At 71.7% G+C, this 25,043-nt stretch carries 21 protein-coding genes and 2 pseudogenes; 8 read left to right on the plus strand and 15 right to left on the minus strand.

The annotated features are described in order from the left end of the window. Window positions 1–115: 115 nt before the first annotated feature. The 3 genes from fxsT to fxsA form a co-directional block, all read right to left on the minus strand. Window positions 116–4,120, minus strand: coding sequence for an FxSxx-COOH system tetratricopeptide repeat protein (gene fxsT, locus MKW14_RS23020; protein WP_240865017.1), 4,005 nt, complete (start codon window positions 4,118–4,120; stop codon window positions 116–118). After that, complete coding sequence (gene fsxC, locus MKW14_RS23025; RefSeq protein ID WP_240865018.1) at window positions 4,110–5,375, minus strand: FxsC protein; 1,266 nt, start codon at window positions 5,373–5,375, stop codon at window positions 4,110–4,112. Before fsxC ends, fxsT begins: the two co-directional genes overlap by 11 nt. A gap of 127 nt (window positions 5,376–5,502) precedes the next feature. Then, complete coding sequence (gene fxsA, locus MKW14_RS23030; protein WP_240865019.1) at window positions 5,503–5,685, minus strand: FxSxx-COOH cyclophane-containing RiPP peptide; 183 nt, start codon at window positions 5,683–5,685, stop codon at window positions 5,503–5,505. A gap of 192 nt (window positions 5,686–5,877) precedes the next feature. Between fxsA and MKW14_RS23035 the strand changes: the two genes are divergently transcribed. Further along, a complete protein-coding gene (locus MKW14_RS23035) occupies window positions 5,878–7,527 on the plus strand; it encodes a DNA repair helicase XPB (protein ID WP_240865020.1) in 1,650 nt (549 codons plus the stop codon). Between the two features lie 30 nt (window positions 7,528–7,557). On the opposite strand, the gene MKW14_RS23040 is transcribed toward MKW14_RS23035, so the two are convergent. After that, the gene (locus MKW14_RS23040) at window positions 7,558–7,740 is read right to left on the minus strand and encodes a hypothetical protein (protein ID WP_207929857.1); all 183 of its coding nucleotides are present in this window, start codon (window positions 7,738–7,740) and stop codon (window positions 7,558–7,560) included. 300 nt (window positions 7,741–8,040) lie between these two features. On the opposite strand from MKW14_RS23040, the gene MKW14_RS23045 reads away from it, so the two are divergent. Then, window positions 8,041–10,083, plus strand: coding sequence for a HelD family protein (locus tag MKW14_RS23045; RefSeq protein WP_240865022.1), 2,043 nt, complete (start codon window positions 8,041–8,043; stop codon window positions 10,081–10,083). Window positions 10,084–10,099: 16 nt separating this feature from the next. Here MKW14_RS23045 and MKW14_RS23050 read toward each other — a convergent pair whose 3' ends face one another. From MKW14_RS23050 to MKW14_RS23060, 3 genes and pseudogenes are all read right to left on the minus strand, one after another. Next, window positions 10,100–10,531: a VOC family protein gene (locus tag MKW14_RS23050; protein WP_240865024.1), complete on the minus strand. Its 432-nt coding sequence runs from the start codon at window positions 10,529–10,531 to the stop codon at window positions 10,100–10,102. Window positions 10,532–10,565: 34 nt separating this feature from the next. Further along, the gene (locus tag MKW14_RS23055; protein WP_240865026.1) at window positions 10,566–11,282 is read right to left on the minus strand and encodes a copper homeostasis protein CutC; all 717 of its coding nucleotides are present in this window, start codon (window positions 11,280–11,282) and stop codon (window positions 10,566–10,568) included. A gap of 99 nt (window positions 11,283–11,381) precedes the next feature. Further along, window positions 11,382–12,079, minus strand: a pseudogene (locus MKW14_RS23060) (maleylpyruvate isomerase family mycothiol-dependent enzyme). A 47-nt stretch (window positions 12,080–12,126) separates the two neighbouring features. On the opposite strand from MKW14_RS23060, the gene MKW14_RS23065 reads away from it, so the two are divergent. Both MKW14_RS23065 and MKW14_RS23070 read left to right on the plus strand, forming a co-directional pair. Beyond that, window positions 12,127–12,789 (plus strand): HD domain-containing protein, encoded by a 663-nt coding sequence (locus MKW14_RS23065; RefSeq protein WP_240865028.1) that lies wholly within the window; start codon window positions 12,127–12,129, stop codon window positions 12,787–12,789. A 9-nt stretch (window positions 12,790–12,798) separates the two neighbouring features. Next, window positions 12,799–13,869, plus strand: coding sequence for a GNAT family N-acetyltransferase (locus tag MKW14_RS23070; RefSeq protein WP_240865030.1), 1,071 nt, complete (start codon window positions 12,799–12,801; stop codon window positions 13,867–13,869). Here the strand turns inward: MKW14_RS23070 and MKW14_RS23075 are convergent. Both MKW14_RS23075 and MKW14_RS23080 read right to left on the minus strand, forming a co-directional pair. After that, window positions 13,851–14,129 (minus strand): DUF4031 domain-containing protein, encoded by a 279-nt coding sequence (locus MKW14_RS23075; RefSeq protein WP_240865031.1) that lies wholly within the window; start codon window positions 14,127–14,129, stop codon window positions 13,851–13,853. The two genes, MKW14_RS23070 and MKW14_RS23075, sit on opposite strands and share 19 nt — an antisense overlap. Next, a complete protein-coding gene (locus MKW14_RS23080) occupies window positions 14,126–14,524 on the minus strand; it encodes a DUF8819 family protein (RefSeq protein ID WP_240865032.1) in 399 nt (132 codons plus the stop codon). Before MKW14_RS23080 ends, MKW14_RS23075 begins: the two co-directional genes overlap by 4 nt. Window positions 14,525–14,579: 55 nt before the next feature. Here MKW14_RS23080 and MKW14_RS23085 point away from each other — a divergent pair, with 55 nt between their 5' ends. From MKW14_RS23085 to MKW14_RS23100, 4 genes and pseudogenes are all read left to right on the plus strand, one after another. Continuing rightward, complete coding sequence (locus tag MKW14_RS23085; protein ID WP_240865033.1) at window positions 14,580–15,503, plus strand: MurR/RpiR family transcriptional regulator; 924 nt, start codon at window positions 14,580–14,582, stop codon at window positions 15,501–15,503. A 66-nt stretch (window positions 15,504–15,569) separates the two neighbouring features. After that, complete coding sequence (murQ, locus tag MKW14_RS23090; protein ID WP_240865034.1) at window positions 15,570–16,505, plus strand: N-acetylmuramic acid 6-phosphate etherase; 936 nt, start codon at window positions 15,570–15,572, stop codon at window positions 16,503–16,505. A gap of 54 nt (window positions 16,506–16,559) precedes the next feature. Further along, a pseudogene (locus tag MKW14_RS23095) lies at window positions 16,560–16,634 on the plus strand (DUF397 domain-containing protein); the annotation flags it as partial. Window positions 16,635–17,265: 631 nt separating this feature from the next. After that, window positions 17,266–17,835 carry a hypothetical protein gene (locus MKW14_RS23100; protein WP_240865035.1) on the plus strand — a complete coding sequence of 190 codons (570 nt, stop codon included), beginning with the start codon at window positions 17,266–17,268 and terminating at the stop codon, window positions 17,833–17,835. On the opposite strand, the gene MKW14_RS23105 is transcribed toward MKW14_RS23100, so the two are convergent. From MKW14_RS23105 to thrC, 6 genes are all read right to left on the minus strand, one after another. Then, the gene (locus tag MKW14_RS23105; protein ID WP_240865036.1) at window positions 17,832–19,361 is read right to left on the minus strand and encodes a carboxylesterase/lipase family protein; all 1,530 of its coding nucleotides are present in this window, start codon (window positions 19,359–19,361) and stop codon (window positions 17,832–17,834) included. The genes MKW14_RS23100 and MKW14_RS23105 overlap by 4 nt on opposite strands. A gap of 145 nt (window positions 19,362–19,506) precedes the next feature. Beyond that, window positions 19,507–20,625: an NADH:flavin oxidoreductase gene (locus MKW14_RS23110; RefSeq protein ID WP_240865038.1), complete on the minus strand. Its 1,119-nt coding sequence runs from the start codon at window positions 20,623–20,625 to the stop codon at window positions 19,507–19,509. A 185-nt stretch (window positions 20,626–20,810) separates the two neighbouring features. Further along, a complete protein-coding gene (gene groL / locus MKW14_RS23115; protein ID WP_240865039.1) occupies window positions 20,811–22,433 on the minus strand; it encodes a chaperonin GroEL in 1,623 nt (540 codons plus the stop codon). A gap of 395 nt (window positions 22,434–22,828) precedes the next feature. Continuing rightward, window positions 22,829–23,035: a cold-shock protein gene (locus MKW14_RS23120; RefSeq protein WP_019057200.1), complete on the minus strand. Its 207-nt coding sequence runs from the start codon at window positions 23,033–23,035 to the stop codon at window positions 22,829–22,831. Between the two features lie 442 nt (window positions 23,036–23,477). Next, window positions 23,478–23,753, minus strand: a complete 276-nt coding sequence (locus MKW14_RS23125; protein ID WP_058924632.1) for a MoaD/ThiS family protein — start codon at window positions 23,751–23,753, stop codon at window positions 23,478–23,480. Beyond that, window positions 23,750–25,039 (minus strand): threonine synthase, encoded by a 1,290-nt coding sequence (thrC, locus tag MKW14_RS23130; protein ID WP_240865041.1) that lies wholly within the window; start codon window positions 25,037–25,039, stop codon window positions 23,750–23,752. Before thrC ends, MKW14_RS23125 begins: the two co-directional genes overlap by 4 nt. Window positions 25,040–25,043 lie beyond the last annotated feature (4 nt).

Raw genomic sequence — 25,043 nt, forward strand, 5'->3', positions numbered from 1 at the left:
CTGTGCCGCTCCCGCCTGCGGCCGGGGCGGCCCGGGAGTCAGGGCGTGGCGGGTGGCCGCATCCTACAGCCCGTCAGCCGGCGGGCACGCCGGGTGGCGGAGGCGACCGGCCCGCTCAGGTGGTCGGCGGTTCGATGTCGGAGTCCAGCCGGGTCCCGGCGGCGATCGCCAGCGTCGTCGGGTGCTGCGCCCCCAGGGTGCGTCTCGCGCGCTCCAGGGCGTCGCGGTGCAGCCGGTCCGCCTCCGTCGTACGACCGAGGGCGCGCACGGTGAGGGAGAGGTTGGAGGTGGCGCCGATGACGTCGTAGTGGTCGGCGCCGAGGGACGCGAGCAGGGCTTCGCGGGCCCGGGTCTCCTGCTCCGCGGCCTCCTCGGTCCGGCCGGCGGCGACGAGGTCGTTGGCGTGGTTGAGGGCGCAGCTGAAGGTGTACGGGTGGGTCTCCCCGAGGACCTCGGCCAGCTGTTGCCTGGTGCGTCCGGAGGACGCGAGCGCCTCGTCCGTGCGGCCCAGCATCCTCTGGTACACGGTGATGTTGCTGGCGCAGACCAGGGTGACCGGGTGTTTCTCCCCCAGCTGGGCCTTGTAGCGGCCGAGGGCCTTCTCGGCCAGCTCCAGAGCCCGGGCCGTGTCACCGAGCGCGGCCAGGTCACTGGCCAGGTTGCAGGCGGCCGCGAGGGTGTCGTAGTGGTCGCGGCCGTGGGTGTCGCGGTAGCGCTCGTAGATGTCCTGGTCGACGTCCCGCGCGTCGGAGTAGCGGCCGTCCCGGCGCAGGGCGACGGCCAGGTTCTTGCGGGCCCGCAGGGTGTCGCTGTGTCCGTCGCCGAGTACCTGGTGGTAGAGACGGGTGGTCGTCTCCAACAGCTCCAGCGCCGCCCGGAGTTGACCGGTCTCCCGCAGGTCCCGGGCGTAGTTGTTGGCCAGGTTGAGGGTGCGCGGCTTTGTGGCGCCCTGGTTCTCCCGCTGCCGCTCGTAGGCCGCTCGGTGCAGCTCCAGGGCGGCCCGGCGGTCGCCCGCGAGGTACTCGGACATGCCCAGGTTGTTGGCGTACATCAGGGTCCGCTGGTCGTCCTGGCCGAACTCGCGCAGTGCCATGCTGTGGGTGTTCCGGTCCAGCTCGCGGGCCTGCTGGTAGCGGCCGAGGGCACGTAGATCGGCGCCGACGTTGCTGGCCGCGGCGAGGGTGGCCGGGTAGTCCTCCCCCTTGGTCGCGGTGAACCGCCGCAGTACCTCCTCGTTCGTTTCGTACGCGTCGTCGAACCGCCCCTGTGAGCGCTGCACGTTGCCGAGCTGGGTGCGCAGCAGCAGGGTCTGCATGTCGTCGGGGCCGCCGTCCGGGAAGTCGGGCCGGGCCCAGCGTTCCAGCGTGCGCAGAGCCAGGTCGTGGGCCGTGCCGTAGAGGCTTCGCTTCCACAGGTAGCGCACCGAGTCGATGATCAGCCTGCGGACCTCGGGATCGGGGTCGGCGGCCGCGCGCGAGGGCTCCAGATGGGGCAGGAGTTCGTCGTACACGGCCCAGTCGGCGGTGGCCTCCGGATCGCGGGGCTTGGCGTCCACCAGCGCGGTGTGCACCACCCTGCGCAGCTCCTGCCAGCGCTGGGGGCCGACGCCGTCGCGGACGACCGCCTGGACCAGCCGGTGCACCGTCACCGTCTCGCTGCCCTGGTCGAAGCGGGCCAGCCCGAAGCGGTTGAGGGCCCGCAGCAACTTGGCTACGGAGACGTCGAGTTCGGCGGCGTCGATGGAGAGGGTCTGGGTGACGGCCCGGCTGTAGAGGAGCCGCATCGGGATCGGATCGGGGCCGAAGAAGGAGCAGATCTCCAGCATCTCGACGGCGGCCCGGTTGCTCTCGCGCAGTTCCTCCACCGCGATCTGCCAGGTGCGGGCCGCCGAGTACGGGTACTCCCGGGGCGGCAGCGGAGTGTTTTCGAGGATGTCCGTGGGGCGGTCGCGCAGCCGGGTGAGGTAGATGTCGACCGGCATGCTGCTCTGGCTCAGCCAGACCGCCGCCTGTCCCACCGCCAGCGGCAGGTCGCCGAGTTCGTGGGCGATCTGCTCGGCGTCCTCGACGGCCAGCTGCGGGTTGGACCTGCGCAGCGCCTCGACGCTCTCCGCGCGGGTGAAGACCTCGACCTCGGCCCGGCCCACGCTGTTGACCCAGGCCCGGTCCCGCGAGGTGATCAGCACATGCCCGCCGGGCGGCCCCTCGGGGATGAGCCCGTCGAGTTCGGTGGGGCTGCCGGCGTTGTCGTAGACCAGCAGCCAGCGACTGTACGGCCGTCCCTGGGCGAGGGCGCGCAGCACGCTCTCGGCGGTGCTGCCCACGTCCTCGCCGCGCTCCAGGCCGAGGTCGGGGGCGAGGTCGGCCAGCGCGGAGCGGATCAGGCCGGGCTGGGCGGCGTTCATCCACCAGACCACGTCGTAGGCGGCCCGGTAGCGGTGGGCGTACTCCAGGGCGGTCTGGGTCTTGCCCATGCCGCCGAGTCCGTACAGCGCCTGGCTGGTCACGGCGGCGGTGGGGCCGGCGGTGAAGTGGTCGCGCAGCCGCTCCAGGAGCGGACCGCGTCCGACGAAGCCGAGATGGCGGGAGGGCAGGCGGAGGACCGCCGGAATCGTGCCGGGGAAGATCGGCAGGGCCGTGCCCACGGGCGGCGTGGAGCCGTCGGGGGTACGGCGGCCCGGCGGGGGCCCGAGGGCGGTGAGGAGCTGGTCGACGGCCTCGGCGGAGCCGCTGCGGCTGAGGTCGGCGACGATGCTGTCGAAGTACGCCGCCTTGGCGGCCGGATCGAGTTCCTGGAGGCGGACGGCGACCAGAGCGGGGCCGGCGGTCGTCTCGTGTCCGGCCAGCTGGGAGCGGATCGCGGCGGCCCGCGTCTGGGCCGCGTACTCCGGCGACAGCAGCGCCAGCACCCGGCCCAGGCCGCCCTGGGTGCCGGCCACCTCGGGCAGCACGGCGCCGTCGGGGGCGACCGTGCTGTGCAGGGAGACCTGGTAGCCGGCCGACTCCAGGGCGTCCGCGGCCCACTCGGCCCACATCCGGCCCAGGGGCGCGTAGCTGACGTAGATCCGGGTGGGCAGGGTGCGCGGGGCGCGCAGGTAGGCGGTGCGCAGCTCGGCGCGCCGGTCGGCGGGCAGCGGGGTGAACCGGGGCACCCGGCCCTCCGAGATCCACTCGGTGAGCCGCTCGAACGCGGTGAGCAGCGAACGCTCCTGGCGGGGCCGGTCGGCGATGGTGGCGGGGATCTCCTCGTAGGCGTAGAACGCCTTGTAGGGCACCTCGATCTCGCCCCAGTAGCGGGTGCGGTCCTCCTCCGGCAGCCAGTCCAGGAAGGGGTCGAACTCGCTGCGGCAGTAGTCCCGTCCGGCCTCCAGCCGCTCGGTCTCGGCCTCCTCGACGCGCATGGGGACGGGGAGCACCTTGATGGGGCGGGGCGCGGAGCGTTTGACGAGGGCCGCCGCCTCGACTCCACCGCGGATGCTCTGGGCGCTCATGGTGAAGCAGTCGACGAGGACGTCGGGCAGCAGGACGGTGCAGATCCCGCTCGTGTCGCTCACGCCGGTCCTGCTGTCGATGAGCACGTAGTCGTAGGACGCGATCATCCGCTCCCGCAGGGCCTGCAGGAAGTGGCCGCCGAAGCGCTCGTCGTAGAACTTGTGCCAGTTGAAGCTGGTGACGGTGGGGGAGTACGCGGCCGACTGGCGTCCGGCGGGCAGGAAGTCCAGCCGCCCGCCGGAGGGCTGCTCCAGCATGAGTCCCACGATGTACGGCGCCGGGTCCGCGGCGTCGTACACCCAGCCCTCGGTCTCCGTCGGCGCGGGCCGTGGCCAGGGGCCGCCGGCGCCCGCGCGGACCGCGGGCTCCTCGCGGCTCATCACGACGCGCACATAGGACTGCACCATGTTGATCAGGCCGTTGGAGGAGTGCAGTTCGGGGTCGACCAGCAGGGGGTGGAGGTAGCGGTGCAGACCGGGCGCCTCCAGGTCCCAGTCCACGAGCAGCACCCGGTGGCCCGCGCTCGCGAGGATCCAGCCCACGTTGGCCAGCGCCATGGTGCGACCGGTGCCGCCCTTGTACGAGTAGAACGTGACGATCTTGCCCGGTCCATCCGGCCTACTGGTCATCGTCGTCGAGTCCTTGGTCGCTGGGCGTGAGGGGTGGCTCGGTCCAGGGCAGCGGCGGCGGGGGCGGGCCCCCGGGCCGCCGGGAGGGGGTGGTGCTCTCCATCTCCATCAGCCGGTTCTGCGCCACCGACAACATCACGGCGAGCTGACGGTCGAACTCGTCCTCGGCGACCCGTACCCGGAACAGCGGGTCGTTGGGGTCGTTGTGCCGGCGCCAGTTGCGCCACAGTACCCGGCTCAGGTCCTGCCAGATGGCCTCGTCGCCGGTCTCCTCGTCGGAGGCGTGGCAGGGCACCAGGACCCCGGTGGCGGGGCGGTTGTGGGCGTCGTAGTCGGCGAGGGCGTCCCGGTAGGTCCCGGTGCGCACGGCCCACGGGTCGACCAGCAGGATGCTGGTCTGGTTGTTCCGCAGGGTCTCGTCCAGGCGGCCGCTCAGCGCGTCGTCGACGACCTCGATGTTGCTGGTGTACCCCTCCTGCAGGATCACCTTCTGCGCCCGGTGGGCGACCGTCGGGTTCTTCGGCGGGTGGTACGGCGTCCACTCCCGGGGTGAACGCCCGTAGTACTCCGGCCGGTTGCGTCCCTCCGGCAGTGGATCGGCGACCCCGGCGGCCAGGAAGACCTGGACGTGCCCGGTGCCCGGCGCGGCGGAGCGCTGCCCGGCCACCGGGAACAGACCCCGCACGTCCTTGAGGTCGAGGTCGGGTGTCAACGGCAGCCGGAACCGGGTCGCGGCGAGCCGCACCCGCTTGGCGACCCTCTCGACGACCGTGCGGTAGGCCCGGCCGAGCGGGTCGGTTCTCAGGAGGTGCAGCAGACCGTGGGTGAGGTACTCCTCGCCCATGCCGGCCTCGTTGTACTGCAGGGCGGCCACCTCGTCGGGCAGCTCGCCCTCCACCGGCGTCCACACGACCGGGACCAGTGCCGGGACGTCGGGTATGTCGGTGTCCTGGCGGTAGCGCTCGAGCCGTTCCCAGAACGCCGTCCACTCCTTGCCGCAGTACTCGCTGCTCAGGTACGCCGGCGAGTACAGCGCGACGAAGGCGCGGCAGTGGCCGACCGCCTTGCCCAGCACCCGGGACCAGTTCACGCCCAGCCCCAGCCCCTCGACGTCCCGGAACGGCGGCTGCGTCGGCGGGTCCGCCACGGCGATCCGGCGGAGCTCCCTCGCGAGATCGTCGTAGAACCGCTTCACGAACTCGTCGCGGTCGTCCCTCCGCGCATAGCTGAGGAAGAAGTACGGCTCCTGAACCAAGTCGCCCCCCGATACCTCCCTGGCCGACCTGACCGTATGACACGAGCATGCCGGAGCACGTCCGGGTCATACCCACGCCGGTGGCGCCTCAAGCCGTCGGTACCGCCCGGACGGACCGGCGGCCCGGTCAGATCGAGGAGTCGAAGGCGGCGTACGGCACACCGACCGGGTTGACGGCCTCGTCGACCACGCGTCGCAGCATCGCGCCCAGCACCGTGTCGGGGAGCTCGTCGAGCAACCCGTCCAGCCTGTCCATGCCCAGGTCGGTGACATCGAGCAGGCAGGAGTCGATCCGGGTGCTGGCTTCCATCGGCTTCCTTCACACGCACACAAGCGTGCGACGGCGAAACCGTGGCACGCGATACGTGCCGAACCCTATGGGATTCGGTTTGCGGGCACCACAACCCACGCACCGTCCGCTTACGGCTCGGCGTCCTCGGGGGCCGATGGGGCACACTGGACGTTTGGCCGGTGAGGTCGGCCGCAGGGAAAGGGTGCCCGCGTGAATGGTCCGCTGATCGTCCAGTCCGACAAGACACTGCTGCTCGAGGTCGACCACGAGCAGGCCGACGAGTGCCGTCGGGCCATCGCCGCCTTCGCGGAACTGGAGCGGGCGCCGGAGCACATCCACACCTACCGGGTGACCCCGCTGGGCCTGTGGAACGCGCGCGCGGCGGGGCACGACGCGGAGCAGGTCGTCGACGCGCTGGTGCAGTACAGCCGGTATCCGGTGCCGCACGCCCTGCTCGTGGACGTCGCCGAGACGATGGACCGTTACGGCAGGCTCACGCTCAGCAAGCATCCCGCGCACGGGCTGGTGCTGACGACCACCGACCGGCCGGTGCTGGAGGAGGTGCTGCGGTCCAAGCGGATCGCGCCGCTGGTCGGCGCCCGCATCGACCCGGACACCGTCGCCGTGCACCCCTCCGAGCGCGGGCAGATCAAGCAGACGCTGCTGAAGCTGGGCTGGCCGGCCGAGGACCTCGCCGGGTACGTGGACGGCGAGGCGCACCCGATCGGGCTCGCCGAGGACGGCTGGGCCCTGCGGCCGTACCAGAAGCAGGCCGTGGAGAACTTCTGGCACGGCGGGAGCGGCGTCGTCGTGCTGCCGTGCGGGGCCGGCAAGACGCTGGTGGGCGCGGGCGCGATGGCGCAGGCGAAGTCGACGACGCTCATCCTCGTCACCAACACCGTCTCGGCCCGGCAGTGGAAGCACGAGCTGGTGAAGCGGACCTCGCTGACCGAGGACGAGATCGGTGAGTACAGCGGGACGCGCAAGGAGATCCGGCCGGTCACCATCGCCACGTACCAGGTGCTGACGACGAAGCGGAAGGGGATCTATCCCCATCTGGAGCTCTTCGACTCCCGGGACTGGGGTCTGATCGTCTACGACGAGGTGCATCTGCTGCCAGCGCCGGTGTTCAAGTTCACCGCGGATCTGCAGGCGCGGCGCCGGCTGGGGCTGACGGCGACCCTGGTGCGCGAGGACGGCCGGGAGTCGGACGTGTTCTCGCTGATCGGCCCGAAGCGGTTCGACGCCCCGTGGAAGGAGATCGAGGCGCAGGGGTACATCGCTCCGGCCGACTGCGTGGAGGTACGGGTCAGTCTCACCGACTCCGAGCGGCTGGCGTACGCCACGGCCGAGCAGGAGGAGAAGTACCGCTTCTGTGCGACGACCGCGACCAAGCGGAAGGTGACGGAGGCGCTGGTGCGCCGGTTCGCCGGTCAGCAGACCCTCGTCATCGGCCAGTACATCGACCAGCTCGACGAGCTGGGCGAGCACCTGAACGCGCCCGTGATCAAGGGCGAGACCTCCAACGCGCAGCGCGAGAAGCTCTTCGACGCGTTCCGGGAGGGGGAGATCAGCGTGCTGGTGGTGTCGAAGGTGGCGAACTTCTCGATCGACCTGCCCGAGGCGACGGTCGCCATCCAGGTGTCGGGGACCTTCGGGTCGCGGCAGGAGGAGGCGCAGCGGCTCGGCCGGGTCCTGCGTCCCAAGGCCGACGGGCATCAGGCGCACTTCTACTCGGTCGTCGCCCGCGACACCATCGACCAGGACTTCGCCGCCCACCGCCAGCGCTTCCTGGCGGAACAGGGGTACGCGTACCGGATCGTGGACGCCGACGAGATCCTGCAGCCCGAGGAGGGCTGAGGCCGGGGCAGGGCGGGCCGGGACCCGGGGTCACTTGCGGCGTACGCCCGCTTCCTCGCCGTACTCGCCGAGGATGACGACGTCGAAGGCGGCGCCCGCGAAGACGCGGATCGCGCGCAGGGCGCTGCCCAGGCGGTGGGTGGGGTGGGCTCCGGAGAGGGGGGTCGCACCGGACGGGCGACCGGGGGCTGGGTTGATGGTCGCTGCACTCATGTCTCCATGGTGGCTCTTCGGGCATAAAGGGGGCATCGGCCCAAGGTCCCCATTCGCTGTGCTACCTGGGTACACCTTGTGGGTGAGGCGTCCACCGGGGGACGGAGGGGTGATCCCCTAAGGGGCCTACGGGTGGCGCGGTTCGGGGCGCCGGAAATTCGTTGGCGGCGGCGCGCGCCGCTCGCCTACAATCTCCGCTCTTGCCCGCCTCCCTCGACGGAGCGCCGCCGCCCGGACGGAAACCGGTCGGCACCTCGCAGCAGCAGTCACCCGGCCCGCGGCACCTTCGGAGGCACCCCCTTGTCCACGTCCGTCGACGACCCCCTCTCCCGCGAACGCGCCCACCTCGCCGACTCGCGCGCCGCGCTGCGCGCCATGCGTGAGGACGTCCAGTCGCTGGACATCCGCGACGTCACCGCGAACTGGGTCAACGCCGAGGTGCTGGCCCGCCAGATCGACGAGCGGATCAAGGCGCTGGCCGACCTCAGCGACACCCCGCTGTTCTTCGGCCGCCTCGACTACCTGCACGCCCCCGGCGCCGAGCGGTCGGAGGGCGCGGAGGGGGAGCGCTTCTACATCGGGCGCCGGCACGTGCACGACCACGACGGCGACCCCATGGTCATCGACTGGCGGGCGCCGGTCTCGCAGCCGTTCTACCGGGCGTCCAAGAAGGACCCGATGGACGTCGCGCTGCGCCGCCGCTTCGGCTACACGCGCGGCGACATCACGGCGTACGAGGACGAGCACCTCTCCGACCCGGCGGAGGCGGCACGCACCAGCAAGCTGCTCCAGCAGGAGATCGAGCGTCCGCGCGTGGGCCCGATGCGGGACATCGTCGCCACCATCCAGCCCGAGCAGGACGAGATCGTCCGCGGCGGGCTCGGCGGGACGGTCTGCGTCCAGGGAGGCCCCGGGACCGGGAAGACGGCGGTCGGCCTGCACCGGGTCGCCTATCTCCTCTACGCCCACCGGGAACGGCTCGCCCGCACCGGCACGCTCGTCATCGGACCGAACCGCTCCTTCCTGCACTACATCGAGCAAGTGCTGCCCGCACTGGGCGAGTTGACCGTCCAGCAGGCGACCGTGGACGACCTGGTGGCGCACGTCGAGATCAAGGGCCGCGACGACGCGGCGGCCGCGGTCGTCAAGGGCGACGCGAGGATGGCTGAGGTGCTGCGGCGGGCCGTCTACGCGCACGTGACCCTGCCCACCGAGCCGGTCGTCGTCGTGCGCGGCTCACGCCGGTGGCGGGTCCCGGCGTACGAACTCGAGGACATCGTGCGGGAGTTGCTGCAGCGCGACATCCGTTACGGCGCCGCCCGCGAGGCCCTGCCGCAGCGCATCGCGCACGCCGTGCTGGTGCAGATGGAGCGCTCGGGCGAGGCGCCGGACGACCGGGTGCAGGACGCGGTGGCGCGCAACCCGGCGGTGAAGGCGGCCGTGAAGGAGATCTGGCCGCCGGTCGACCCGGCCAAGCTGGTCCTGCGCCTGCTCACGGACGCGGACTTCCTCGCCGAGCACGCGGCGGGGATCCTCACCGAGCAGGAGCAGAAGACGATCCTGTGGGAGAGGCCCGCGCGGTCGGTGAAGTCCGCCAAGTGGTCGGCGGCGGACGCCGTGCTGATCGACGAGGCGACAGACGTCGTCCAGCGCACGCACTCCCTCGGGCACGTGGTCCTGGACGAGGCGCAGGACCTCTCCCCCATGCAGTACCGCGCCGTCGGCCGCCGCTGTACCACCGGCTCGGCGACCGTCCTCGGCGACCTCGCGCAAGGCACGACCCCCTGGGCGACCCGGAGTTGGGACGAGGCGCTCGCCCACCTCGGCAAGTCCGAGGGCGTGATCGAGGAGCTGACGGCCGGTTTCCGCGTCCCGACGGACGTCATCACCTACGCCTCCCGTCTCCTGCCGCACATCGCCCCCGGCCTCACCCCGGTCGCCTCGGTGCGCGAGAACCCGGGCTTCTTCGCGTTGCGGGAGATCACCGGCACGGCCGAAGTGGTCGCCGCCTGCGAGGAGTTGCTGGCCAACGAGGGCTCCACGGGCCTGATCGCCGCGGACGCCCGGGTACCCGCGCTGGCGGAGGCGCTGACGGCCGCGGGCATCGGCTGTCTGGCCCCCGGTGAGGAGACCACCACCGAGACCCGTCTCACCCTGGTCCCGGCCTCCCTCGCGAAGGGCCTGGAGTACGACTACGTGGTCCTCGACGAGCCGCAGGCCGTGGTGGACGGGGAGCCGGACGAGCGCACGGGGCTGCGCCGCCTGTACGTGGCCCTGACCCGGGCCGTGTCCGGCCTGATCGTCACCCACGGGGCGCCCCTGCCGGCCCAGCTGGCCGGCTGAGGCCGCCGGGGCCGGGTCAGGCAGCGGCCGCGGCGACGCAGAACTCGTTGCCCTCCGGGTCGGCCATCACGACGTGGTGGCCGTCGACCTCCGTCAGCACGTCGCCGCCCGCCTCGACCAGACGCCAGGCCTCCGCCCTGATCCGCGCCCACCGCTCCTCGGCACCGCCGTGTCCCGGCACCCTGATGTCGATGTGGAGCCGGTTCTTCGCCGTCTTGGGCTCGGGGACCTGCAGGATGGACAGACGGGGGCCGACGCCGTCGGGACCGCACAGCCACGCGCCGTCGCCGTCGTCGTCCTCGGGCAGGTCGAACTGGGCGAGCCACTCCTCGCGGGTCGCGAAGGGCGGGGGCGGCGGCTCGTCGACATAGCCCAGGGCGGTCTTCCAGAACGCGGCGAGGAGCCGGGCGTCCGCGCAGTCAAGCGTCAGATCGATTCTGGCTGCCATGACAGGACCGTACTGCGCCGCTCTGACAGCGTGGCTACGGCCGGGCGAGCTCCGCGTCCCTGGGCAGGTCGACCGAGTTGCGCCACTCGCGCACCGCCCGCGCCGACACCGGCGCCTGCCAGCCGCCCGGTCGCGCCGCGCCGCCGATGTGGAAGGCGTCGACGCCGGCGGCCAGCAACCGCGGCAGGTGCTCCAGCCGCAGGCCTCCGCCGACCATGACCCGCTGCTCGTACCCGGGCTCGCCCTGCCGGGCCGCCTCGGCGACAAGGGTGGGCAGGCCGTCGTCCACTCCGGTAGGGGAGCCGGCCGTCAGATAGGTGTCCAGTCCCGGCAGCCCGTCCAGCTGCTTGCGCAGGGCGTCCCGGTCGGCGGCGCGGTCGATCGCCCGGTGGAAGGTCCACGGGCAGCCGTCCAGCTCGCCCACGACCCGCTCGACCGCGCTCAGGTCGGCACCCCCGTCCGCGTCCAGGAACCCGAGCACGAACTCCTCGGCGCCCGCGTCCCGCAGCTCGCGTGCGACCCGGGCCACCCGGCCGGCGTCCCCCGCCGCGAAGCTGTCCGTCAGCCGGAGCATCACCCGCAGCGGGATGTCGACGGCGGCGCGGATCGCGGCGACGGTGGCGGCCGGCGGGGTGAGGCCGTCGGCCGCCATGTCGGTGACCAGTTCGAGGCGGTCCGCGCCTCCGGCCTGGGCGGCGACCGCGTCCTCGACGTCGAGGGCGATCACCTCCAGGACTGCACGCTTGCTCATGGGACCCCATTCGTCGGGTGGGCGGGTGGTACGACCCTCACACAGGTCTAGTCCAATTCAAAGACTACGCCCCTGCCCCCGCCCGCACGACGACGCCCCTCAGCCGAAGATGTTCAGCTCGCTCGCCTCCGCCCCGGCCAGCTCGAAGTCGAGGCCCTTGACCGGACGCCCCGCGTACAGCCGTACGAGGGTGGCGGCATCCCCGATGAACCGCGCCGGCGTCCGCTCCCCGCTCAGCTCGCCGAGCCGCAGCGGCTCGTCCACGTCGTCGAGGTCGGCGTGCAGCGGGACGTGGGCCTTCTCCCGGGTGATGCGGGCGAGGAGGGCGAGGGCGTCGGGAAGCCCGGGGCCCGCGTACGCGCCGGGCTGGCCGAGCACGTCCCGTACGTCCCCCGCGTGCACCCTCCCCCACTGCCTTAAAGGCGTGGGGGGACCCCCACCCCGAGCGCCACCATGTCCAGCACCCCGCCGGCCTTGGCGATCACCGGGCCCGCCTCGGTCATCCCGCGCTCCAGCTCGTCGACGACCTGCTGGTTCGTCCACTCGGCGCGCTCGGCGATGTCCCGGTCGTTCGACTCGGGCGAGAAGACGCCCTTCTCGAAGCGGGTCTCCACCACCCGGATCAGCGCGGAGGAACAGTGCGCGAGCACGTCCCGCACGCTCCAGCCGGGACACGCGGGCGCCGGCCGGGCGAAGTCGGCGTCGGGACGGGAGCGGAGCAGCGGTATCAGGGCGTCCCGTTCGAGGATCAGCAGGCGTCCGGGCAGTTCGGGGTCGCGTACCTCAGCAGAAGTCATGACCACCACGCTAGGGGTGCGGGCGCCGGTCACGGGAGAATGGCCGCATGGCCGATCTCGACGCCCTGCGCAGCCGCTGGACCCGTGCCCTGGAGGGAGCCCGCGGTGCGTCCGCCGGTCCCGATCCGGTGCCGTACGCCGACAACCTGCTGGTCCGCTGGCAGGAGCCGCAGCGGCGGTACCACACGCTCGAGCACCTCACCGCCGTCCTGGACCACGTCGACGTCCTGGAGAAGTACGCCGACGACCCGGACGTGGTGCGGCTCGCGGCGTGGTTCCACGACGCCGTCTACCTTCCCGACCGCTCCGAGAACGAGGAACGCTCCGCCCGGCTGGCCGAGCGCGCGCTGCCGGAGGCCGGGGTGCCGGAGGAGAAGACGGCCGAGGTGGCCCGCCTGGTCCGGCTCACCGTCACCCACGACCCCGCCGACGACGACCGCGACGGACAGGTGCTGTGCGACGCCGATCTCGCGGTGCTCGCCTCGCCGCCGTCCGTGTACGCCGCCTACACGACCGCCGTCCGCGAGGAGTACCACTTCGTGCCGAACGACGCCTTCCGCGAGGGACGTTCGCGGATCCTGCGTCAACTCCTCGACCTGCCCAGGCTGTTCCGCACGCCGTACGGGCAGGCGGAGTGGGAGGCGACGGCCCGCTACAACCTCGCCGCCGAGCTGGAAATGCTGTCGCTCGGCGCGGGCGGCGAGTCGTAGCCTGCGGGCATGCGAAACGTGGGCGGGGAGTACGTGACCGAGGCCGTCGCCGGCTGTGTGGAGACGCTGCGGCCCGCCGTGGCCCGCGACTGGACGCGGGTGCGGGCCGCCGGCCTGGAGTGGAGCGTGCACGAGACGGCGTTCCACATCGCCGACGACCTCGTCTCCTACGCGGCCAACCTCGCAGGCCTCGCCCAGGACGACTACGTCCCTTTCGAGATCCGGCTCGACGACGGCACCGACAACTCCGGTCTGCTGCACGTCATCGAGGCGACCGGCGCCCTGCTCTCCGCCGCTGTGCGCACCGCGCCCCGGGAGGCCCGCGCCTTCCACCCGCACCCCTTCCGCAGCGCCAACCGCGAGGGGTTCGCGGCGATGGGCATCGCGGAGGTCCTGCTGCACACGCACGACGTGGCGGGCGCCCTGGGTCTCGCGTACGAACCCCCGCGGCACCTGCCGGAGTTCGTCCTCACCCGGATCTTCCCGCACGTCCAGCCCGGCCCCACCCCCTGGGACACCCTGCTGTGGGCCACCGGCCGCGGCGAACTCCCCGGGCGTGCGCGGCTCGCCGAGTGGCGCTGGAACAACAACCTCGTCCACACCACCGAGCGCCTCACCCTCCAGGGCATCACGCCCGCCGCCGCCCGGGACCTGGTCATGGGCGGCGACGGCGGGTTCCTGTGGCTTCAGGGCGGCCCCTTCGAGGGGACCCGGGAGGCCGCGAGCTTCCTGCTCAAGGCGTACGAAGGGGGCGTGCACCGCCCGGAGTTCGGCGTCTTCGCCCTCGTCCGCAAGGAGGACGGCCGGGCGATCGGCGGCATGGGCTTCCACGGCGTGCCCGACGAGGACGGATGCGTGGAGATCGGCTACGACCTGGTCGAGGGCGCCCGCGGCAACGGCTACGCGACCGAGGCGCTGGAGGCGCTGCGGGCCTGGGCGTTCGCCCGCGAGGACGTCACCTCCCTGTTCGCCACCGTCGACCGCGACAACCACCCGTCCCAGGCGGTCGTCACCCGCGCCGGCTTCCGCAGGGTCGGCGAGGGCGAGGACGGCCTGCTCGCCTACGAACTCCCGCGCTGAACCCGCCCCTTGCGCCGCCGCAGCCCGGCGCCGTACAGCAGGCGCACCACCTCGCGGCTGCTGACCTCCACCGCGCCGGCCGCCACCACCTCCGCGTAGCGGTGGGAGGGGATGTCGTAGTGGTCGCGTTCGAAGGCGCGGCGGGGGACGCCCAACGCGTCCGCGAACAGGCGGAGTTCGTCGAAGGAGACGTCGCTGATGAGGTGGGACCACATGCGGCCGTGGCCGGGCCAGTTCGGCGGGTCGATGTAGAGCGTCACGACGGGCGGGTCCCGCCGGGCGCCGAGCCCAGGGCGCCGACCGCCGCGACCTTCACGCCCGCCTTGTGGCAGACCCAGTGCGGATCGGGCCCCAGCTCCGGCTCGACCTCCAGCGCGTGCGGGTCGCCGGAGCCGCAGACCGGACACAGCGGCCAGCGGCCGTACGTCTCCAGCAGGGCGTCCTGGACGTCCTGCGCGACCAGCCCGGCGACGTAGGGCGCGCCCTCCGGCCACTGCTCCACCCACCAGCGCCGCTGGACGACGGACTCCTCGACCATGGAGACCACGTCCGGCGCGGCCACCTCGCCCGCGGCGAGGTCGCTGAGCACGAGGGCGCGTGCCGCGTGCAACGCCTGCTCCAGAGGGCTGACGGGGGTGCCGGAGGGATCATCCATGCCTCCATTGTGCGCACTCTTGACCGCAGCCCCCGGCCGAAAATATCTTTCACAGGTGACCCAGGAGCTGAAGGAAATTTTCTCGGCCCGGGGCGCGGGCACCACCGCCCCGCCCGCTCCCGCCGCGCTCGCCGCGAAGGTGCGCACCCTCGCCCCCTCCATGACCCGCTCCATGCAGCGCGTCGCCGAGGCGGTCGCGAGCGACCCGGCGGGCTGCGCGGCCCTCACGGTCACCGGACTCGCCGAACTCACCGGCACGAGCGAGGCGACGGTCGTGCGCACCGCCCGGCTGCTCGGCTATCCCGGGTACCGGGATCTGCGCCTCGCCCTCGCGGGGCTCGCCGCCCAGCAGCAGTCGGGACGGGCGCCCGCCATCACCACCGACATAGCGGTCGACGACCCGATCGCGGACGTGGTCGCCAAACTCGCCTACGACGAGCAGCAGACCCTCGCCGACACGGCGGCCGGGCTGGACACCGTGCAGTTGGGGGCGGCGGTGGCGGCCGCGACGGCGGCCCGGCGGATCGACGTGTACGGGGTGGGGGCCTCGGGGCTCGTCGCGCAGGACCTCGTGCAGAAGCTCCTGCGGATCGGGCTGATAGCCCACGCGCACAGCGATCCGCACCTCGCGGTGACGAACGCCGTGCAGCTGCGCGGAGGTGACGTCGCCATCGCGATCACGCACTCCGGCTCCACGGGGGACGTCATCGAGCCGCTGCGCGTGGCCTTCGAGCACGGGGCGACGACGGTGGCGATCACCGGGCGCCCCGACGGGCCGGTCACCCAGTACGCCGACCACGTGCTGACCACGTCCACCGCCCGGGAGAGCGAGCTGCGGCCGGCGGCGATGTCCTCCCGGACCAGTCAACTCCTGGTCGTGGACTGCCTGTTCGTGGGGGTGGCGCAGCGGACCTACGAGACGGCGGCGCCCGCGCTGGCCTCCTCCTACGAGGCGCTCGCCCACCGGCACCGGCGGTAGGGCCTGTTCCAGGTTTCCCGTCTGCCCCCAGCTCAGGAACACGCACTTCACGAAAGAGCCGCCCCCATGACCTCCACCTCCCACCCGCGTGATCTCCGCGCCGAGTTGGAATCGCTGACCACCGAGGCCTTCCGTCCGGATCTCGCCGACATCGACCGGCTGCCCACCCTCGACATCGCCCGGCTCATGAACGGGGAGGACGCGAGCGTCCCCGCGGCCGTGGCCGAGCGGTTGCCCGAGATCGCCGCCGCCATCGACGCGATCGCCGAGCGGATGGGCCGGGGCGGGCGGCTCGTCTACGCCGGGGCCGGGACCGCCGGGCGGCTCGGCGTGCTGGACGCCTCCGAGTGCCCGCCGACCTTCAACACCCGGCCCGAGCAGGTCGTGGGGCTCGTCGCCGGCGGACCGGCCGCGATGGTCACCTCCGTGGAGGGCGCCGAGGACTCCGCCGACCTCGCCCGCGCCGACCTGGACGCCCTCGCCCTCACCCCGGCCGACACCGTCGTCGGCGTCTCCGCCTCCGGGCGCACCCCGTACGCGATCGCCGCCGTGCAGCACGCCCGTGCGCTGGGCGCGCTCACCGTCGGCCTGGCCTGCAACGCCGACAGCGCGCTCGCGGCGGCCGCCGAGCACGGCATCGAGGTCGTCGTCGGAGCCGAGCTGCTCACCGGCTCCACCCGCCTCAAGGCCGGCACGGCGCAGAAGCTCGTCCTCAACATGCTCTCGACGATCACGATGATCCGGCTCGGCAAGACGTACGGGAACCTGATGGTCGACGTCCGCGCCTCCAACGACAAGCTGCGGGCCCGTTCCCGCCGTATCGTCGCCCTCGCCACGGGAGCCTCGGACGACGAGATCGAACGGGCCCTCGCGACCACCGACGGCGAGGTGAAGAACGCCATCCTCACCCTCCTGACCGGTGTGGACGGCCCCACGGCGGCGCGTCTGCTGGAGGACTCGCGCGGGCACCTGCGCGCGGCGCTGGCGGCTGCGGCGCACTGACGGAAAGTCACCGACGCCCACCCCGGCGTCGTCCCCGTACGCGATTCCAAGAACCCTGACGGCCCGACGCTCGCTTTCCGTACGGAGGCCTGGGTGGCGTTCGTGGAGGGTGTGGCGTCGGGGACGTGACCGGCGCAGGGGTCCCGGGGCCGCGCATCGCCGCCTTGTGAAGCCGTTCCATCTCCCAGCCACCGGCGCGGTCCGGCTCGTTCCCTTCGAACACGACGACCACGCTGCCGTCCCGCGCCTGCACGGTGCTTCTGGTCCCCGTGTCGATCCCGTCCCCGGTCCCTCGCTGCCATTTCTGGTGGTGGATGGTGAGCTCGGTCCAGCGATGGGCCCTCAGGACACCCCGGGTGGCCACCACGACACCGAGCTGGAAGCAGTACAGCCGGGGGGTGGGGCCACCCACGCGCCGTTCGAGGCGGGCGGCGAACGTGCCGCAGAGCGCGAGCACGGTCACAAGGACGCCGAGGGGGGCGAACCAGCCGTGCCCCATGCCGCCCTCCCCGCTGAAGATGTGCACGAGATCGAGCGTGGTGCCCCACCCCATGAACGCGGCCAAGGGCCCGAAGAAGATCCAGGCGTTCGAATAAGCGGGGCAGGCGAACCGCACATAGCGGCCGAACGCGGCGTCCGCCCCCATCGCCAGCGCTCTGTCACGCTCCCGCTTACGCTTACCCACAACGCCTCCCCCTGTTCCTGAGGGATGTTGCCCACCCTGACCCGCCGAGCAACGGAAGGACCGGGCCGACCGACCATGAACCACGCCCAACTGACCGCCCTGGGCCGCGCCCTCCGCCTCCTCGGCGAGCACGGCGAGGCCCTCACCGCCGACACGCCCGACGCCAAGCTGCACGAGGTCAAGGCGGATCTCCGGCGCGCTCTGGATCTGCTCGACGAGAGCGTGGCCGGTGCCGCGCCCGCCACCCGGTGCCCCGAGCACCCCACCGGGCCCGTCGACGAGAGCGCGCCCGACCTGTGTCTGCTCTGCGAGACCCGGCGCCGGGCGGCACGCCGCGCCGAGTTCAACGGCGGCCCCCTGCCCCAGGCGCCGACCGGGACCGTCCCCTCCCGCTACGGCGTCAGCGCCGACCGCCCCCAGCCCCAGCAGCGCTGGCTGCCGGAGGCGTGGAACGGGCAGGCGTGGCAGCTGTGCGGCACCCCGAGGCGGGACCGGCGCGAGGCCGAGCTGTATCTCGCCGCGCAGCGTCGCGGGCCGCGCCCCGCCATGGCGTACCGGCTCGTGCACGAGTTCACCGACTACGAGGTGCTGCGGATGTGGGGCACCCCGGTACGCGTCGACATCGAGCCGCTGGGGAACCTCTAGGAGCGGAGGAGGGGAAGCGCTCCGAACTCGTGCCCCTCCCAGAGCCGTCGTGACGTCTCCTCCGGATAGGTCCGCACCTCCGGCTTGACGTCGAGGACCTGGACCTGACGGCCCTCGTCCTCGTACGCCGGCCAGCCCGGGTCACCGGTCCGCGCGAACGCCGTCCACGCCCGCCGGAACCGCGCCGACAACTCCTCCGCCTCGGCCGGAACCCCGGTCCCCGCGAACAGCAGGGCCCCCAGGTCCGCCTCGAACGTGCCGAACAGCAACGGGATGTCCAGCCCGTGGCAGGCCCCGAGCACGCCCCCGGCACCCGGCGCCGGCCAGGTCAGCTCGTACAGGTGCGCCCGCCCCCCGCCCGCGACCTGCGCCTGGGCGAGCCGCAGGCTCGGCATCGCGAACAGCCAGTCCGTCTGCACCCGTTCGAACAGCTCGACGGGCGTCGCGTCCGGGAAGGCGGCACGGTACGACCGCTCGCCCTCAGCCCCTCCCGGCGCGAAGGTTCGCAGCGCCCAACTGGCCTGCTCCTCACCGATCTTGTCGAGCATCCCGCCCATAACGAGGAACAGCCGGTACTCGTCCCGGTTGTGGCCGACGAGCAGCTCCACGTCCCGGGCCGCGCCGTCCGCAAGCGCCTGCCACGGAGTCGTGGGCAGCACCTCTCCGTCCACCACCGGCGAGAAGGGGGTCAGCGTCGGCGCCGCCTGTCCCCAACGCCCCTCGTACGCCCGCATCCTGGCCCCCAACGCCTCGCCCGGGGCGGTGAGTTGCCGGGGCGGGAGGGTCGACAGATCGGCGACGGTCGGGCGCAGTCCCGCCTCCGCCGCGATCTCCGAGGCGATGTCCCGGGCCAGTTCGGCGGAGAAGTACGTCACCGGCACGCTCTGCGCGACCGCCCGCCGGAACAGCCCCCGCGCCCTCGGCATCGCCAGCAGCGCCGCCACGGACCCGGCCCCCGCCGACTCCCCGAAGACGGTGACCTGCCCGGGGTCGCCGCCGAACGCCGTGATGTTGTCCCGCACCCACTCCAGCGCGGCGACCTGGTCGAGCAGCCCGCGGTTGGCGGGCGCCCCCTCGATCTGTGCGAAACCCTCCACTCCGACGCGGTAGTTGAGGGTGACGACGACCAGGTCGCCGTCGTGCGCGATGCGTCGGGCGTCATAGCCGGGGCTGCCGGAGTGGCCGAGCTTGTAGGCGCCGCCGTAGATCCACACCATGACCGGGCGGCGCGCGGCGGGGTCCGCCTCCGGGGTCCAGACGTTCACGGTCAGCCAGTCGTCGCCCTCGGGCACGTCGAGCACGGCCGTACGGCCCTGGAAGCCGGACTCCTGCGGGGGCGGCGGACCGAAGGCGTACGCCTCGCGCGTCCCCTCCCACGCCCGCACGGGACGCGGCGCACCGAACCGGCCCTCCCCCACCGGCGGTTCGGCGAACGGGATCCCCCGGAATACCGTCAGCCCGCCCTCCTCCCGTCCACGCACGGCACCGGCCACGATCCTCACGACCGGACCCTCGGCTGTCGTCATCGTCGACTCCTCACACAGGGGACGGGCAACACGGCTCGGCCACCCACTCAAACCCGATGAGCTTGCGTAAGTCAACCAACGGGGGCGCGGTCCCAGGTTCCAGCTCCCAAGGTTCAGGTCGCGCCCCCACCGGATCACCCCGCCGTCAGCTCAGCGAACGCAGTGCCGTCGCCTCGTACGGGCGGAGTTCCTCGAAGCGGCCGGTCAGGACCTTCGCCGCCCACTCGGGGTCCTGGAGCAGCGCCCGGCCGACGGCGACCATGTCGTACTCCTCCCGCTCCAGGCTGTCCAGCAGGTCGTCGATGCCGCGGACCGGCGAACCCTCGCCCGCGAAGCCGCGGATGAAGTCCCCTTCGAGACCGACCGAGCCCACGGTGATCGTCGGCTTGCCGGTCAGCTTCTTCGTCCACCCGGCCAGATTGAGGTCGGCGCCCTCGAACTCGGGCAGCCAGTAACGGCGCGTGGAGGCGTGGAACGCGTCGACCCCGGCCGCGGCCAGCGGCGCGAGCACCGCCTCCAGCTCCTCCGGCGTCTCGGTGAGCCGCGCGTCGTAGTTGTCCGACTTCCACTGCGAGTACCGGAAGACGATCGGGAACTCCGGCGACACCGTCTCCCGTACGGCCGCCACGATCTCCGCCGCGAACTTCGTACGGGCGAGGCGGTCACCGCCGTACGCGTCGGCACGCCGGTTCGTGCCGGCCCACAGGAACTGGTCGATCAGGTAGCCGTGCGCGCCGTGCAGCTCCACGCCGTCGAACCCGATCCGCTCCGCCGCGGCCGCGCCCTCGGCGAACGCGCCGATGACGTCGTCGATGTCGCGCTGGGTCATCGCGGCACCCTTGCCCTCGGTGCCGTCGAGGCGGATGCCGGACGGACCGACGGCGGGCGCGTCGGCGTACGGCGCCTGCCCCTGCTCGCGCACCATGCCGATGTGCCACAGCTGCGGCACGATCGTGCCGCCCGCCGCGTGCACCGCCTCGGCGACCTTCCGCCAGCCCGCGAGCTGCTCCTCACCGTGGAAGCGCGGGACGCGGTCGCTGTTCCCGGCCGACTCGTGGCCGACGTAGGTGCCCTCGGTGACGATCAGACCGACCCCGGCGGCGGCCCGGCGGGAGTAGTACGACGCGACGTCCTCGCCGGGGACTCCGCCCGGGGAGAACTGGCGGGTCATCGGCGCCATCACGATGCGGTTGGGGACGGTCAGGCCGTTGATCGCGGTGGGCCGGGACAGGATCTCGGCGGCGCGGGAGCTGGTGGCGGTCACGCGGGGAAACTCCTCGGTATGTGCATACGCATAAAAGGCTGCTCCCGCGTCAACCGCCCCACGCGGCACGGCATTTCCGGCTGCCCTGTGACACCGGACACGCCGAAGGGCGGCACCCCTGCCGGAGCAGGAGGTGCCGCCCTCCGTAAGGACGTCGATCAACCGGGGCCGAGGCCCGAGGTCGATCAGAAGTCCATGTCACCGCCCGGCATGCCGCCACCGGCGGGCGCGGCGGCCTTCTCCGGCTTGTCGGCGATGACGGCCTCGGTGGTGAGGAAGAGCGCGGCGATGGAGGCGGCGTTCTGCAGGGCAGAGCGGGTCACCTTCGCCGGGTCGATGATGCCTTCCTTGACCAGGTCGACGTACTCACCGGTCGCGGCGTTGAGGCCGTGACCCGGGGTGAGGTTGCGGACCTTCTCCACCACGACGCCGCCCTCGAGGCCGGCGTTGACGGCGATCTGCTTCAGCGGGGCCTCGAGCGCGAGCTTCACGGCCTGGGCGCCGGTCGCCTCGTCACCCTCGAGCTCCAGCTTCTCGAAGACCTGGGAGGCCTGCAGCAGGGCCACGCCACCACCGGCGACGATGCCCTCCTCGACGGCGGCCTTCGCGTTGCGGACGGCGTCCTCGATGCGGTGCTTGCGCTCCTTGAGCTCCACCTCGGTGGCGGCGCCGGCCTTGATGACCGCGACACCGCCGGCGAGCTTCGCCAGGCGCTCCTGCAGCTTCTCGCGGTCGTAGTCCGAGTCGCTGTTCTCGATCTCGGCGCGGATCTGGTTCACACGGCCCGCGACCTGGTCGCTGTCGCCGGCACCGTCGACGATGGTGGTCTCGTCCTTGGTGATGACCACCTTGCGGGCCTTGCCCAGCAGGTCGAGGGTGGCGTTCTCCAGCTTGAGGCCGACCTCCTCGGAGATGACCTCGCCGCCCGTGAGGATGGCGATGTCGCCGAGCATGGCCTTGCGGCGGTCGCCGAAGCCCGGGGCCTTGACGGCGACGGACTTGAAGGTGCCGCGGATCTTGTTGACGACCAGGGTCGACAGGGCCTCGCCCTCGACGTCCTCGGCGATGATCAGCAGCGGCTTGCCCGACTGCATGACCTTCTCCAGGAGCGGGAGCAGGTCCTTGACGGAGCCGATCTTGGAGTTGGCGATCAGGATGTACGGGTCGTCGAGCGACGCCTCCATCCGCTCCATGTCGGTGGCGAAGTACGCCGAGATGTAGCCCTTGTCGAAGCGCATACCCTCGGTGAGCTCCAGCTCCAGACCGAAGGTCTGGGACTCCTCGACGGTGATGACGCCTTCCTTGCCGACCTTGTCCATCGCCTCGGCGATGAGCTCGCCGATCTGGGTGTCGGCGGCGGAGATGGAGGCCGTCGAAGCGATCTGCTCCTTGGTCTCGACATCCTTCGCCTGCTCGAGCAGAGCACCGGAGACGGCCTCGACGGCCTTCTCGATACCGCGCTTGAGGGCCATCGGGTTGGCGCCGGCGGCTACGTTGCGCAGGCCCTCCTTGACCAGGGCCTGGGCGAGCACGGTCGCAGTGGTCGTACCGTCACCGGCGACGTCGTCCGTCTTCTTGGCGACTTCCTTGACCAGCTCGGCGCCGATCTTCTCGTACGGGTCCTCGAGCTCGATCTCCTTGGCGATGGAGACACCATCGTTGGTGATCGTGGGGGCGCCCCACTTCTTCTCGAGGACGACGTTGCGGCCCTTGGGGCCGAGCGTCACCTTCACGGCGTCCGCGAGCTGGTTCATGCCGCGCTCGAGGCCGCGCCGCGCCTCCTCGTCGAACGCGATGATCTTGGCCATGTGAAGTGGTCCCTCCAGGACTGGGGGTGATTCCTTCGGACCGCGCCCGCGCCCGCGACGGACGGCTCGCCGACCCGTGGGTTCCTTGCCCCACCCGGCCTGCGGGCCTCACCGACCCGGTCCTTCTTTGTCACTCTCACCTTCAGAGTGCTAACGCCAATGATTAGCACTCGGCATGCCCGAGTGCAAGGCGCGCCCGCGAAGCGGGCTCGTTGAGGGGTGGTGGTCGGGTGACGGGCGGGCGCAAGCGCCTCTCGGGGGTTGGCCAGGTCTGCGAGGATCCGTGGGCTGTCTGACGCAGACATGCCGAAGGGCCCGTACCCATGACTCCCCATGAGGTACGAGCCCTTCGAAGAAAACAGAAGAACGACGCTGCGATCTACCCGGCGCGTGCTTCAGCTGGTCGCGAGCCGGACCATGTCCGCCTGCGGCCCCTTCTGGCCCTGCGAGATCTCGAAATCGACCCGCTGGCCCTCTTCCAGGGTGCGGTACCCGTCCATCTGGATGGCGCTGTAGTGGACGAAAACATCCGCACCACCGTCGACCGCGATGAAGCCGTACCCCTTCTCCGCGTTGAACCACTTGACGGTGCCCTGAGCCATGCCTAACTCCCCTATTACTGGCCCTTGCACAGACCCGCACTTCGCGGGTCCGGGTCAGACCTCACCCCCCACGGTTTGGGGGCGTGCGCCGGAACGCGTCGACCGCGGCTGAATGTATCTGTCCAACTGCCGTCTGCAACAGGTCAATCGGACGAGAATTCTGGACGTCAGGGGTCCGGAATGTAGTGAGAATTCGCCTGAATTCAGGGCAAGTCGGGCCCCATAAAGGGCGCATAAGACGCAAAAGACGTGCACACTTTGGCTACTTCTCATCGCATCCGGAGGCGGCACTCATATGCGTTCGGCATGCGGGAGGCAGCGGGTTCCCCAACTGTACCGTGCTCAACCATGCAGAATTGCCCCCTCCGCTTCTCTCACGGAGGGGGCAATTCGACGAACACTCGGTAATCACTGTTACCGACGGTAATGATCGGTCATTCGGTCAGCCGCCGGCGACCGCGGGAATGATCGAGACGCCCGCACCGTCCGGGGTGGCCGTCTCCAGCCCCTGCTCGAACCGCACGTCGTCGTCGTTGACGTACACGTTGACGAACCGCCGCAGCTTGCCCTGGTCGTCGAGGACCCGGGCGGCGATCCCGGTGTGGTTCTTCTCCAGATCGGCGATGACCTCGGCGAGGGTCGCGCCTTCGGCGCTCACCTCGGCCTGGCCGCCGGTGTAGGTGCGCAGGATGGTGGGGATGCGGACGTTGACGCTCATGATGCGAGGCCAGCCTCTCGGAAGGAGTCGAGGTTCGGGCGGATGGTCGCGGTGAGGCCGGTGCCGGCCACCGCGTCGAGGGTCTTGAGGCCGTCGCCGGTGTTCAGGACGACCGTGGTGAGGGTCGGGTCGAGCACGCCGTTCTCGATCAGCTTGCGGGTGACGCCGACGGTCACGCCACCCGCCGTCTCGGCGAAGATGCCCTCCGTGCGGGCCAGCAGCTTGATCGCTTCCACGATCTGCTCGTCGTTGACGTCCTCCACCGCGCCTCCCGTACGCCGCGCGATGTCCAGCACGTACGGCCCGTCCGCCGGGTTGCCGATGGCCAGCGACTTGGCGATGGTGTCCGGCTTCTGCGGCCGGACCACGTCGTGACCCGCCTTGTACGCCACCGACACCGGCGAGCAGCCCTCGGCCTGCGCGCCGAAGATCTTGTACGGCTTGTCCTCGACGAGTCCGAGCTTGATCAGCTCCTGCAGCCCCTTGTCGATCTTCGTCAGCTGCGAGCCCGAGGCGATCGGGACGACCAGCTGGTCGGGCAGCTGCCAGCCGAGCTGCTCGCAGATCTCGTACGCCAGGGTCTTGGACCCCTCCGCGTAGTACGGCCGCAGGTTGACGTTGACGAAGCCCCAGCCCTCGCCGGCCGGGTCGCCGATCAGCTCGGAGCAGAAGCGGTTCACGTCGTCGTAGTTGCCCTCGATGCCGACGAGCTCACCGCCGTAGACCGCGGCCATGACGACCTTGCCCTGCTCCAGGTCGTGCGGGATGAACACGCAGGAGCGGAAGCCGGCCCGCGCGGCGGCGGCGCCGACCGCGCCCGCGAGGTTGCCGGTGGAGGAGCAGGAGAGGGTGGTGAAGCCGAAGGCGCGCGCGGCCTCCAGGGCCTGGGCGACGACCCGGTCCTTGAAGGAGTGCGTCGGGTTGCCGGAGTCGTCCTTGACGTACAGACCGCCGGTCACGCCCAGTTCGCGCGCGAGGTTGTCGGCCTTGACGAGCTTGGTCCAGCCGGGGTTGATGTTCGGCTTGGTGGCCACGTCCGCCGGGACGGGCAGCAGCGGCGCGTAACGCCAGATGTTCGAAGGTCCCGCCTCGATCCGCTTGCGGAGTTCCTCGGTGTCGTAGGCCGAGAAGTCGTACGCGATCTCGAGCGGGCCGAAACACTCCTCGCAGGCGAAGACCGGGCCGAGCGGTACCCGGTGGCCGCATTCGCGGCAGCTCAGCGCCGCGGCGGGACCGAGGTCGACGGTCCGGGAGTCGGTGGTGCTTGCAACAGTCTGCGCAGCCATGTGA

Source organism: Streptomyces gilvus (assembly GCF_022513565.1).
Classification (GTDB): Bacteria; Actinomycetota; Actinomycetes; order Streptomycetales; family Streptomycetaceae; genus Streptomyces; species Streptomyces gilvus.